A 12,538-nucleotide genomic window follows, 5' to 3' on the forward strand; every position below is an offset into this window, starting at 1 on the left:
CAGACCGGCGCGATGGTTGGGTAAAGTACGAGCGTGACGCCAACATATCCGTACTTCCTGGCTCCTGGGGACGCCCCTTCCCATTCGCCGCTGCCCATCGCATTGGCGCACCGGGGGTTCTCGCCCGACGGATACGAAAACACGCTCTCCGCCTTTCGTGCCGCCGTGGACCTTGGGATGACCCACCTGGAAACGGATGTACGCACCAGCAGCGACGGCGTGCTGATGGCCTTCCATGATGAAACCGTGGACCGGATCTCCGGGGGAACAGCAGGGAAGATCGGCGGGCTCACCCGCGCCCAGCTGAAGGACGTGCTGGTGGGAGGAAAGGAGCAGATCCCCACCTTCGAGGAGCTGCTCACCCAATGGCCCGAAATCCGCCTCAATGTGGATGTGAAGGACGCAGCCGGCGCTGCCCTCCTGGCTCAGCTGGTCAATAAGCACCAGGCCCATGACCGGGTGCTGGTGGCGTCCTTCTCCGATATCCGGCGGCTGCGCACACTCCGGCGCCTGGACCGGCCCGCCGCGAGTTCAGCCGGCAGCACCCTGACGGCGGCACTGCGCCTGCTGGCACCCCTGCGGGTGGCGCGGATACTTTCCCGCCTGGGCAGGTTCCAGTGCGTCCAGGTGCCGGTAAGTTTCGGCCGATTCCCGGTGGTCACGCCGGCCTTTGTCCGCAGCTGCCACCGTGCCGGGCTGCAGGTGCACGTCTGGACAGTCAATGACGCAGACACCATGAACCGGCTGCTGGACCTGGGCGTGGACGGCATTGTCTCGGACCGCGCCGACATCCTGAAGGATGTCCTCAAGGGCCGGGGGCAGTGGCGCTGAAGCGTTACGCTGCCGGATGTCGGCGGCAGCTGACAGGATGAAGGCATGCGTGTAGTTATTGCTCCGGATAAATTCAAGGGATCACTTTCCGCGGCGGAGGCCGCAGCTGCCATGGCGGAGGGGGTCCTGGCCGTGTACCCGGATGCCGAAGTGGTTTCCGTTCCGGTAGCTGACGGAGGTGAAGGCACCCTCGATGCCGCCCTCGCAGCCGGCGCCGAAGCCCGCACAGCCCGCGTCCGCGGGCCGTTGGGCCGGGACGTCACGGCAGTGTGGGCCCTGAACGGGGACACCGCCCTGATAGAAACTGCACGGGCTTCGGGACTGACCCTGCTGGAGCCTTCCCCCGACACGGCCCTGGCGGCCACCAGCTACGGCAGCGGCCAGCTGATCGCTGAGGCACTGGACGCCGGAGCCAAAACCATCATCCTGGGCATAGGCGGTTCAGCCATGACGGACGGCGGGTCAGGCGCACTGGCTGCCCTGGGCCTGCGGATCCTGGACGACGGCGGCGCCCCCGTGCCGCCCGGCGGTGCCGGGCTGCTGCAGGCCGCGGCTGTGGACGCAGCAGAACTGGATCCCCGGTTGGCCGGGGTCCGGCTGCGGATTGCCGCCGATGTCCGCAACCCGCTGCTGGGATACGAAGGCACGGCAGCGATCTTCAGCGAACAAAAAGGCGCTGATCCGGCGGCCCGGGACCGGCTCGAAGAAGCCATGGGCATCTGGACGCGCCTGCTGAAGGAAGCCACCGGCGTCGACGTCGATGTTCCCGGGGCGGGCGCGGCAGGCGGTTTCCCGTCCGGTTTCCTGGCATACACCGGCGCCACCCTGCACCCGGGCTTTGAACTGCTGTCCTCATTCACCGGACTGCAGGCGGCACTGACCCGCTGCGATTTGGTGCTCACCGGGGAAGGGTCGCTGGACGAGCAGTCCCGCTACGGAAAGGCCCCGCTGGAAGTGGCGCTGCTTGCCCGGGACGCCGGCATCCCGGTAGTTGCCGTGGCAGGGCAAATCACCCTCACCCCGGACCAGCTCGAGGCCTACGGGATTGTTGCCGCCGTCAGCCTGCTGGACGTGGTGCAGCGGCCGCAGGATGCCATGGCCCAGGCGGAGAAGTACGTTGCCTGGGCCACCCGTCAGGTCCTCGAAGGAGCCTGACGACGGCGGGGACGGCCCAGCCGCCAGCCGGCCGAGTCAGCCCAGCCGGCTCGGAGTGGCCCCGGCGTCCTCACTCGGCTCGTCCGGGTCGGTGCCCCGCCAGCGCGCGATGGCCTGCATGCCGTGGTAGGCGATCAGGGCTGCTCCGGTGCCCAGGGCAATACCGCCGAAGGTCAGGTCGCCGATCACCCAGGTGAAGTCGGCGATTGCAACAATCAGGCCCAGCCCGGCGGCGGAAAGGTTGATCGGGTTGGAGAAGTTCACCCGGTTATCCACCCAGATCCGCACGCCCAGAATGCCGATCATGCCGTAGAGGACGACGCCGGCACCGCCCAGAACACCGGGCGGAACGGTGGCGATCAGCGCACCGAACTTCGGGAACAGGCTCAGCAGGATGGCGACGATACCCGCGACCCAGTACGCCGCCGTGGAGTACACCCGGGATGCGGCCATCACGCCGATGTTCTCGGCATAGGTGGTGGTGGCCGAACCGCCGCCGGAACCGGCCAGCATGGTGGCCAGTCCGTCCGCCATCAGGGCACGGCCGGCGTACGGGTCCAGGTCACGGCCTGTCATGGCCGCCACGGACTTCACGTGGCCGATATTCTCCGCCACGAGCACCAGCACCACCGGTACGAAAAGCCCGATCACATTGAAGTGGAAGGTGGGGGATTGGAATTCGGGCAGCCCGAACCAGGGGGCGGCGCTGATGGCGGCGAAGTCCACTTCGCCCCGCAGCATTGCCACCCCGTAGCCGGCCAGCACGCCGATGAGGATGGAAAGCCTGCCGATGAAGCCGCGGAACAGGACGGTGGCCAGGAGGATCACCGCTACCGTCACCGCTGCGGTCACGGGGCCCTGCTCAAAGTTAGTCCGGGCGGAGCCGGCCAGGTTCAGGCCAATCAGCGCCACAATGGTGCCGGTGACCACGGGCGGCATCAGGACCTGGATCCAGCGGGTGCCGGCCAGCTGCGCGGCGAGGCCGATCAGGAACAGGGCAAAGCCGGCCATGATGATGCCGCCCAGCGCGCCGCCCGGCCCGTGCTGGTTGGTCGCAGCCATGATCGGGGCGATGAAGGCGAAGGAAGAGCCCAGGTAACTGGGAACTTTGCCGGCGGTGATGATCAGGAACAGGATGGTGCCGATACCGGAGAACAGCAGGGTGGTGGCTGGCGGGAAACCGGTCAGCAGCGGAACCAGGAATGTGGCGCCGAACATGGCAACCACATGCTGGGAGCCGATGCCAATGGTCCGTGGCCAGCTTAGGCGTTCCTCGGGAGCTACGTAGGAACCCGGTTTGATGGTTTTGCCGTCTCCGTGGAGTGTCCAGGCTGTACCGAATCTGGTCATGGTGGTGCCTTCCGAAGACAGGGGGTTTTAATCAAGATTCTAACTCTCCCCGATTGCGGGGATGTTACGTTGCATAAGCGTGCAGTGCGCGCAGCGGTACAGGCCTTTCACAATAGACCGATCGGACAATGGAGCAGCATGAGCATTTCAGTTTCAGGACGCGTAGTTCTCATTACTGGCGCAGCAATGGGCATGGGCCGGCTGTACGCCGAACGTGCCGTCCGCGAAGGCGCCGGGGCAGTGGTGCTGTGGGACCTCAATGCCGACGCCTTGGAGAAGACCGCCGCAGAGCTGCGGGAAATGGGCGCGTCCGCCATCTACCCCTACGCGGTGGATGTGAGCTCGCTGCCGGACATTGAAACCACGGCGGAACAGGTGATCCATGAGGCAGGAGTGCCGGACATCCTGATCAACAACGCGGGAATCGTGCGCGGAAAGTACTTCTGGGAGCACGCCCCGGAAGCGGACATTGACGCCGTGATGCAGGTGAACACCCTGGCTCCCATGCAGGTCACCCGTGCTTTCCTGCCGGGCATGATCGAACGCCGCACCCCGGCACGCATCCTCAACGTGGCCTCTGCCTCGGGGACCCTCTCCGTCCCGAAAATGAGTGTGTACACGGCCTCCAAGTGGGCCGTGATCGGGTGGAGCGACTCAATGCGCCTGGAACTGAACGAATCCGGCAACGGGCACGTGGCAGTCACCACGCTGATCCCGAGTTACATCAAGACCGGAATGTTCGAAGGTGCACGGGGTCCCCTGATGACGCCGTTGATGGAACCGCAGTACGTGGTGGACAAGGCCTGGGCAGCACTGCTGGCGGGCAAGGCGCGGATCCAGCTGCCCTGGACCGTTGCGCTGGGCAGTGCCCTGCGCAATGTGCTGCCGCAGCCGGCCTGGGACGTAGTGGCCGGACGTGTTTTCAAGGTCTACCAGTCCATGGACCACTTCACCGGGCGGAAACCGGCAGCCGGTAGCGCCGGCGAACGGAAGGAAACGAGCAGGGCATGAGTGAACTCGTATCCGCTTTCACTGACCCATCCGCCGCGGGGTCCCCGGCGGACGGTACACCTGCCGCCGTGCCGCCGGTCCTGGACCGGCTGCGGAAAACCCACGCGTCCGGGCGCACCCGGCCGCTCGAGTGGCGGCGGGAGCAGCTCGAGGGGCTCGTGCGCCTGTTGCGTGAACGTGAGCAGGAGTTCGCTGCCGCCCTGTCCTCGGACCTGGGCAAAAACCCGCTGGAAAGCTACGTGACGGAACTGTCACTGGTCCGCGCCGAGGCAGAGCACGCGCTGAAGCACCTTGAGCAATGGACCTGCAGCCGCCGGGTTCCGGTGCCGCTCGGCCTGGCCCCCGCGTCGGCACGGACCCAGCCGCAGCCGCTGGGCGTGGTACTGATCATCGGGCCGTGGAACTATCCCGTGCAGCTGGTGCTGGCACCCCTGGTGGGCGCACTGGCTGCCGGCAACGCTGCCGTGCTCAAGCCCAGCGAACTGGCCCCGGCAACGTCCGCCATGCTGGCTGACCTGGTGCCGCACTACCTGGATTCCGACGCCGTTGCGGTGGTCCAGGGCGGCCCCGATGTGAGCACCGCTCTGCTGAAGGAACGCTTTGACTCCATCTTCTTCACCGGCGGGGAACGTGTGGGGCGCATTGTCCTGCAGGCCGCGGCCGAGCACCTGACACCGGTCACCCTGGAGCTGGGCGGCAAATCCCCTGCCGTGGTGCTGGACGGGAACTGGGCCGCCGTCGCCCGCAGGCTGGTCTTCGGCAAGCTCCTCAATGCCGGACAGACCTGCGTGGCGCCGGACTATGTGCTGGTTACGGAAGAGGGCGCGCCGGTGCTGCAGAAACACCTGGTGAAGGCCGTGGCCGAACTGTTCGGCAAGGATCCCGCCAAGAGCCGCGACTACGGCCGGATAGTCAATGAACAGCACTGGGAACGGCTGGTCGGACTCCTGGACAGCGGTACGGTGCTGACCGGCGGGCGGAGCGATCGGGACACCCGGTACCTGGAACCGACCATCCTTACGGACGTGGATCCGGAGTCACCGGTGATGCAGGAGGAAATCTTCGGGCCAATCCTGCCGGTGCTGACGGTGAAAAACCTGGCCGAAGCCATGGAATTCATCAATGCCCGTCCGGTGCCGCTCTCGGCCTACCTGTACACCGAATCGGCGGCCGCCCGCACCGAATTCGAGGAAGGCGTGCGGGCAGGCAGCATCAACCACAACGCCAGCACCGTGCAGCTGGCCGTACCCGGACTGCCCTTCGGTGGCGCCGGGGCCAGCGGTACCGGCGCGTACCACGGCAAGTACTCCTTCGACACGTTCAGCCAGCTGCGCCCGGTCTTCACCAAGGGCACCCTCCTGGACACGCTGCGCTTCGCGTACCCGCCCTACACGGGGCTGAAGAAACGGATCCTGCGCCGGCTGCTCTAAGCCCGGGGCGTTAAGCAGGGAAGGGGTGCACCCGCAGGTGCACCCCTTCCCTGTTTACGCACGCACGGCGCGGGAACAGCTAGGAAATCACGCCGTCCACAATGGCCTTGGCCTCGGCCTGCACCTGGTGCAGGTGTTCCTCGCCCTTAAAGGATTCGGCGTAGATCTTGTAGACATCTTCGGTACCGGAGGGACGCGCGGCAAACCAGGCGTTCTCAGTGGTCACCTTCAACCCGCCGATGGGTGCACCGTTGCCGGGGGCCTCGGTCAGCCGGGCAGTGATGTCCTCGCCCGCCAGGGTGGTGGCGGTGACGTCCGACGGCGAGAGTTTGGCCAGCGCCGCCTTCTGTTCCCGTGTGGCGGGGGCATCGACGCGTGCGTACTCCGGATCCCCGAACCTGCTCGTCAGCTCGCGGTAGCGCTGGGACGGGGTCTTGCCGGTGACGGCCGTCATTTCCGAGGCCAGCAGGGCCAAAAGGATGCCGTCCTTGTCCGTGCTCCAGGGGCTGCCGTCCAGGCGGAGGAAGGACGCGCCGGCGGATTCCTCGCCGCCGAAGGCCGTCTCACCGGAGAGCAGGCCGGGCACAAACCACTTGAAGCCCACCGGTACCTCCATCAGGACCCGGCCCAGGTCAGCCGTGACGCGGTCGATCATGGAGGAGGACACCAGGGTTTTACCCACCATGGCATCGCTGCTCCAGCCGGAGCGGTTGCGGTACAGGTAATCAATGGCCGTGGCGAGGTAGTGGTTGGGGTTCATCAGCCCGCCGTCGGGGGTCACAATCCCGTGCCTGTCGGCGTCGGCGTCGTTGCCGGTGGCAATGTCGTACTGGTCCGCACGGGCAATCAGGGACGCCATGGCGTAGGGGGAGGAGCAGTCCATGCGGATCTTCTCGTCCCAGTCCAGGGTCATAAACGCCCACTGCGGATCCACATTGGGATTAACCACGCTCAGGTTCAGCTGGTGCGCTTCGGCAATGGCGCCCCAGTAATCCACTGACGCACCGCCCAGGGGGTCGGCACCGATATGCAGCCCGGCACTGCGGATGGCATCCAGGTTCAGCACCGAGGGGAGGTCCTGGACGTAGTTCTGCAGGAAGTCGTAGGTCCCTACGGAGTCGGCCAGACGGGCCTCGCCCAGCGGAATGCGCTTCACGCCCTCCAGACCGGCCTCAAGCAGCTGGTTGGCACGGTCCGCCACCCAGTTGGTGATGTCCGATCCGGCAGGACCGCCCGTGGGCGGGTTGTACTTGAAACCGCCGTCTGCAGGCGGATTGTGGGACGGCGTGACCACAATGCCGTCCGCCTGGTCGGTCCGCGAAGCGTTGTACTTCAGGATGGCGTGGCTGACGGCCGGGGTGGGAGTGAAGCCGTTCCGTGCATCAATAAGCACGTTCACGCCGTTGGCGGCGAGGACTTCCAGGGCGGTGTTCTGTGCCGGCTCGGAGAGGGCATGGGTGTCCTTGCCCATAAACAGCGGCCCGGTGATGCCTGCCGAGGTGCGGTACTCCACAATCGCCTGCGTGATGGCAGCAATGTGCCGTTCATTAAAAGCACCGTTCAGGGAGGAACCCCGGTGGCCGGAGGTACCAAACGCCACCCGCTGGGCGATGTTCGATGGGTCCGGCGCGACGTCGTAATAGGCGTCCAACAGCGCGGTGAGGTCTACAAGGTCGGAAGGTTCGGCACGGTTGCCTGCACGATTAGACATACCCCTAAGCATGCCAAAGAAACACCGGGGGCGGCAGACGGGCTGCTACGCGTGTATCGCCCGCCGCCGCCGTATGCTCTTATCCACACAGCGGCGGGACCGGTGGGGAAGGCGGACAGGCATGAGCATGCAGGGCAGTGCAGCCCCCGGACGCGTCCGCGCCCGTGCCGTGCGCCGCGGCACCGTCGCGGGCGCAGTTTTCCTCAACGCGGCGTACGTCTGTGCAATGCCGGTGTTCTGGTTCTGCTGGACCCAGCGGAACGCATTTGCCCTGCCGGGCTGGGCCTCGGACACCGCCGGGATTGCCGGCGGCGTCCTGCCCGTCCTGGGTTTTGCGGCAGGATGGGCCGCCGCCGCCGTCCTGGTTGCCCGCGGTCGGCGGCAGGAGGGCTGGACGGTGTTCAATACCGTCTGCGCGCTGGGTCTCCTGTCCGCTGCCGCCGGAATGCTGACCCTGACCAGCGCCGGTCTGGACAGCTAGGGCGCGCATTTGGACAGGCTTTAAGCAACGGACTGCGGTACGCGGAGCGCTGCCCCGCGTACCGCAGTCGGACGAACCGGTGCTAGCGGTCCTTGTGTTTCGCCGTGAAATTCGCGTTATCGGCGTTCAGGCCCTGGGCCAGGTTCGAATGGACCTCGGTGCGCGGATCGGACCGGTCCTGGCTGCCGCTGCCGTCCGGCACCTCTTCGCCCAGGTTCTGCATGAGGTTGTCGGCGGCGTTCTCGATTGGATTGGTCGGCTCGGGTCCGGGATCCTTCGCGTTCGTATCAGCCATGATGCCCTCCTCTGACTTCGACTATCAGCAACCTTACAATTGCTACTTTAGTTACCAGAGACGGCTGCTGGCCAGCCGTGCACCTTCCCCGAGCGCCTCAAGCTTGGCCTGGGCAATCTGCGGATGAACCCGCCCGCCCAGGCCGCAGTCCGTGGAAGCAATAACGTTCTCCCGGCCCACCAGCCGCGCAAAGCGCTCAATCCGGTCCGCCACCAGCTCCGGGTGTTCCACCACGTTGGTGGCGTGGGAAACGACGCCGGGGATGATCACCTTGCCCGCCGGCAGCTTGGTGTCTTCCCAGACCCGCCATTCATGTTCGTGCCGCACATTGCCCGCCTCGAAGCTGTAACCCCCGGCATTGATCGTCAGCAGCGTGTCCACCAGGTGCCGGAACTCAATGTCCGTGGTGTGCGGTCCGTGCCAGGAACCCCAGCACAGGTGGAAGCGGATCCGGTCCTCCGGCAGGCCCCGCAGCGCATAGTTCAGCGCCTCCACCCGGATCTGGGTGAAGCGCAGGTAGTCCTGGACGGAGGGCTCCGGGTTGATCTGGTCCCAGTTCTCCGCAATGGACGGATCATCAATCTGGACAATCAGCCCGGCGTCGATAATCGCCTTGTACTCTTCCCGCATGGCATCCGCACACGCGTAGATGAACTCCTCCTCCGTGGCGTAGTACTCGTTGGCAATCCGGGAACAGGAACCGGGGGAGAGGGAGGCCAGGAATCCTTCCGTCAGACCTGCCGCGGCCAGGCCGGCCTTCAGATTCGCGATGTCCCCTGCCACGGCGTCGTGCCCGGTGTACTTCACCGGACCCGTGACCTTCGGGAAGATCTTCTGCGCCCCGGTGGTGATCCCCGATGACGGGTCGGTGTAGGCCGCAGCGAAGCGCTGCCGGTCGCGGCGGTCCCCGAAGCTTGTCAGGACAACGTTGCCCGGCGAGGAGCGGACGGGTTCCATCTCCCAGATGCCCGTCTCGGCCACGCTGAGACCGCTGAGCCTGGCGAAGGAATAGGACCACCAGGCGCCGTAATCCACGGCCGAGGACATGGCATGCCCGTACTCGCCGTCGTTGGGGATGTCGATGCCTGCCTGCTGCTGGCGGCGCACCAGATCCGCCACGGCGGCCTGCAGGAGTTCCGCGTAGCCCCCGGTATCCGCGGGATTCGCTTCCCGGGCGGCATTGGCGGCCAGCAGCTCCGGCGTGCGCGGCAGGGAACCGGCATGGGTGGTCAGAATACGGTCAGTGCTTTTACGCATGGGAATCCTCTGGGATTTCGTGCTCTTGCCCGCACCGGATGCCTGTAAAGGCGGAGCGGGCCGCTTCGTCATCCGAACCACCCGTGAAGCATGGGGTTGGTGCACGGCCAAGTCGGAGCTTGGCGGCCGTGTCTCCTGAAGCTGGTGCCATCCTAACCATGCCGTGCCGCCGGCACCAAGCACATGACAAAAAGCAAAAGGACGGCGGCTCCGGGAAGTCCCGGTGCCGCCGTCCATGAGGAGGCGCTGGTGCTGCAGTGCTTGCTAGCGCACGCCGCTCATCAGCTTCTTGATGGCCGGGGTCGCCGCTGCCAGGGCGATGCCCAGGACAATGGCGGTTCCGCCGCTGAACAGGAAGTAGCTGACCTCGGTCTCGGGGTTGTAGAACTGTGCCAGCCAGCCCGCGAGGGTGGTGCCCAGGGAAACCGAGAGGAAGAACAGGGCAACCATCTGGGTCCGGAAGACCTCCGGGGCCAGTTTGGTGGCCACGGACAGGCCGATCGGGGAGATGAAGAGTTCCGCGAAGGTGAACAGCAGCAGGATGCCGACCAGTGCCAGCAGCGGGGTGCTGTTGGCGCCGCCGCCGGAGAACGGGATGAAGGCGAGGAATGCCAGGCCCATGACGGCAAGGCCCAGGGCGAACTTCAGCGGCGAGGACGGCTGCCGGTCGCCCAGCTTGGTCCAGACCGCAGCGAAGACGGCTGCGAAGATGATGATGAAGATCGGGTTGATCGACTGCACCCAGCTCGGCGGCATGGTCCAGCCGAAGATGGTCCGGTTCAGGGACGTGTCGGCGTACAGCGCCACCACGGTGAACTGCTGCTGGAACAGGGCCCAGAAGGCGGCGCTGGCGATAAACAGCGGCATAAAGGAGTACACCCGGCGCCGTTCCAGCTTGTTGACCTTTTTGCTGCCCAGGATGATGACGAAGTAGGCAACCGCGGCCAGGATGGCCACAACGGCCATCACCACGGCCAGGTTGCCGGCGCTCAGGATGCCGAACACCACGGCCAGGACAATCACGACGACGGCGGCCGCCGCGTAGATCCCTACCTTGAGGTACTGCTGCCGAGGCAGCGGATTGGCCACTTCGTGGGCGGTCTCGGGCAGGTACTTGCGGGTCAGGCCGTACTGGACCAGGCCGATGGCCATGCCGATGGCGGCGAGGCCAAAGCCGTAGTGGAAGCCGAGTTCCACCTGGGCCAGGCCGGTCAGGAGGGGGCCCACCAGGGCGCCCAGGTTGATGCCCATGTAGAAGATGGAGAACCCGGCGTCACGCCGTTCATCCTTTTCTGCGTACAGGGTGCCCACCAGGGAGGTGGCATTGGCTTTGACGCCGCCGGAACCGAGGGCAATCATGATCAGGCCCGCTGCCAGCCCGGGTGTGCCCGGCAGGACGGCCAGGGCAATGTGGCCGAGCATAACGACGGCGGCAGAGTAGAAGAGCACGCGCTCGGACCCGAGGACGCGGTCCGCCAGCCAGGCAGCAAGAATGGTGGAGAGGTAGACACCGCCGCCGTAGGCGCCGACCAGAGAGGTTGCAACAGCAATATCGATGCCGAGGCCGCCGTCAGTGACCGAGTAGTACATGTAGTACAGCAGGATGCCCTGCATGCCGTAGAACGAGAATCGTTCCCACAGCTCGACACTGAAGAGATTGGCCAACATCCGGGGATGGCCGAAGAAGGTTTTACGCGCTTCTTGGACGCCTGGGTTACTGGGGGTATGGCTCACCCGTTAATGGTCCCACTCCCGAAGCGGGTGAGCGCCCCCCAATCCCGGGGAATCCGCCCGGGGCCGGGGAGGTTCTCTGCGAAGGTGTGCGAAAGCTCACCCGTTTTCGGCTCGATTTTGGCGAGATTACGTGCTTACCTCCCCCCGTTACGCCCGGATTTGGTGTCCGGACACTGATTTGCCTACAAGCGTGCCGGAATTCCCCGGCCGGGCCCGGGGTTGGCACCGGTATGGCTTCCCTGAATATCCCCGTCTCCATCCTTGACCGGGCCAACTCCCGGGAGGGAGACACCGAGGCCGAAGCACTGCAGGCGGTGGCAGAACGGGCCGAGTCGGCCGAGAAACTGGGGTTCCGCCGCTTCTGGGTGGCTGAACACCATGCCGTGGCCGGTATTGCCGGCTCGGCGCCTGCCGTCCTGATGGCAGCCCTGGCTGCCCGCACGCGAAGCATCCGCATCGGATCCGGTGGCATGATGCTGCCCAACCACCAACCGCTGGTGGTGGCGGAACAGGCCGCAACCCTCAATGCCCTCTATTCGGGCCGCATTGACCTGGGTGTGGGACGCTCGGTCGGTTTCACGTCGGCCGTTCGCCGGGCGCTGCATGCGGGGAAAGCCGAAGCCGAACAGTTCGAGGAACATCTGGCCGAATTGCTGGCCTACCTGGACGGGACAGCCGCAATTACCGCCAGGCCGCAGGACCATGGCCAGACGCCCGTATTTGTGCTGGCCACCGGTACCGGCGCCGATATAGCGGCACGGGCCGGGCTCGGGCTGGTTTTGGGCGGGCCGGCACTGTTCCGCAGCTCCCCGGAATCCGCGCTGAAACGGTACCGGAAAGGGTTCCGGCCTTCCCGCCGGTTCCCGCGGCCCTACGTGCTGGCAGCGGTGAACGTGGCGGTTGCCGCCACCGGGAGTGCCGCAACCCGCCTGCTGCTGCCCGAAGCCAATGCCCTGGCGGATTCCCGGACCCGGGGTGTGTTTCCAGCGCTGGCCGCAACCGACGGGACCGTGACGGGCCCGGAACGCCGGCAGGAACTGGTCCGCGGTTTCCTGGCGGATGCAATCTGCGGCACCCCGCCCGAGGTGCGCCACCGCCTGGCGGAGCTGCTGGACGCAACCGGCGCCGACGAGGTGCTGGCCACCGGCGGAGCCTACGACATTAGCGGCCAGCGCGAATCCGACCGGCTGCTCGCGGAGCTGGCCGCATCCTGAGCCGGCAGCACGCCGTGCCGGGAAGCGGGGTCGCGTCGTCGGATGCCTTTCGGACCGGCCCGACGTCCG

General features: G+C 66.2%; 11 protein-coding genes and 1 riboswitch. Of the genes, 6 read left to right on the forward strand and 5 right to left on the reverse strand.

All coding sequences use genetic code 11. The features are described from left to right. Positions 1-33: 33 nt before the first annotated feature. Both AC5RVB_RS02590 and AC5RVB_RS02595 read left to right on the forward strand, forming a co-directional pair. Positions 34-831, forward strand: coding sequence for a glycerophosphodiester phosphodiesterase family protein (locus tag AC5RVB_RS02590; protein WP_494141874.1), 798 nt, complete (start codon positions 34-36; stop codon positions 829-831). 45 nt (positions 832-876) lie between these two features. Beyond that, positions 877-1,986: a glycerate kinase gene (locus AC5RVB_RS02595; RefSeq protein WP_494141875.1), complete on the forward strand. Its 1,110-nt coding sequence runs from the start codon at positions 877-879 to the stop codon at positions 1,984-1,986. Between the two features lie 36 nt (positions 1,987-2,022). Here the strand turns inward: AC5RVB_RS02595 and AC5RVB_RS02600 are convergent, their stop codons facing one another. Continuing rightward, on the reverse strand, positions 2,023-3,336 hold the full coding sequence (locus AC5RVB_RS02600; RefSeq protein ID WP_494141876.1) for a uracil-xanthine permease family protein: 1,314 nt from the start codon (positions 3,334-3,336) through the stop codon (positions 2,023-2,025). A gap of 138 nt (positions 3,337-3,474) precedes the next feature. On the opposite strand from AC5RVB_RS02600, the gene AC5RVB_RS02605 reads away from it, so the two are divergent. Next, a complete protein-coding gene (locus AC5RVB_RS02605) occupies positions 3,475-4,347 on the forward strand; it encodes an SDR family NAD(P)-dependent oxidoreductase (protein WP_227903176.1) in 873 nt (290 codons plus the stop codon). Continuing rightward, positions 4,344-5,777 (forward strand): aldehyde dehydrogenase family protein, encoded by a 1,434-nt coding sequence (locus tag AC5RVB_RS02610; protein WP_494141877.1) that lies wholly within the window; start codon positions 4,344-4,346, stop codon positions 5,775-5,777. The genes AC5RVB_RS02605 and AC5RVB_RS02610 overlap by 4 nt, the downstream gene beginning before the upstream one ends. A 79-nt stretch (positions 5,778-5,856) precedes the next feature. On the opposite strand, the gene pgm is transcribed toward AC5RVB_RS02610, so the two are convergent. Beyond that, complete coding sequence (pgm, locus tag AC5RVB_RS02615) at positions 5,857-7,488, reverse strand: phosphoglucomutase (alpha-D-glucose-1,6-bisphosphate-dependent) (RefSeq protein ID WP_227903178.1); 1,632 nt, start codon at positions 7,486-7,488, stop codon at positions 5,857-5,859. A gap of 121 nt (positions 7,489-7,609) precedes the next feature. Between pgm and AC5RVB_RS02620 the strand changes: the two genes are divergently transcribed. Further along, positions 7,610-7,969 carry a hypothetical protein gene (locus AC5RVB_RS02620; RefSeq protein WP_494141878.1) on the forward strand — a complete coding sequence of 120 codons (360 nt, stop codon included), beginning with the start codon at positions 7,610-7,612 and terminating at the stop codon, positions 7,967-7,969. A gap of 82 nt (positions 7,970-8,051) precedes the next feature. Here AC5RVB_RS02620 and AC5RVB_RS02625 read toward each other — a convergent pair whose 3' ends face one another. The 3 genes from AC5RVB_RS02625 to AC5RVB_RS02635 all read right to left on the reverse strand — a co-directional run bounded on the left by AC5RVB_RS02625 (position 8,052) and on the right by AC5RVB_RS02635 (position 11,189). Continuing rightward, positions 8,052-8,264 (reverse strand): hypothetical protein, encoded by a 213-nt coding sequence (locus AC5RVB_RS02625; RefSeq protein WP_494141879.1) that lies wholly within the window; start codon positions 8,262-8,264, stop codon positions 8,052-8,054. A gap of 51 nt (positions 8,265-8,315) precedes the next feature. Beyond that, a complete protein-coding gene (locus AC5RVB_RS02630; RefSeq protein ID WP_494141880.1) occupies positions 8,316-9,521 on the reverse strand; it encodes a cobalamin-independent methionine synthase II family protein in 1,206 nt (401 codons plus the stop codon). A gap of 16 nt (positions 9,522-9,537) precedes the next feature. Further along, positions 9,538-9,662, reverse strand: a riboswitch (SAM riboswitch). 123 nt (positions 9,663-9,785) lie between these two features. Continuing rightward, on the reverse strand, positions 9,786-11,189 hold the full coding sequence (locus AC5RVB_RS02635; protein ID WP_494141881.1) for a peptide MFS transporter: 1,404 nt from the start codon (positions 11,187-11,189) through the stop codon (positions 9,786-9,788). Between the two features lie 296 nt (positions 11,190-11,485). Here AC5RVB_RS02635 and AC5RVB_RS02640 point away from each other — a divergent pair, with 296 nt between their 5' ends. Beyond that, a complete protein-coding gene (locus tag AC5RVB_RS02640; protein WP_494141882.1) occupies positions 11,486-12,469 on the forward strand; it encodes an MsnO8 family LLM class oxidoreductase in 984 nt (327 codons plus the stop codon). The last annotated feature ends 69 nt before the right edge of the window (positions 12,470-12,538 follow it).

This window comes from Arthrobacter sp. Y3225209, from assembly GCF_059090685.1.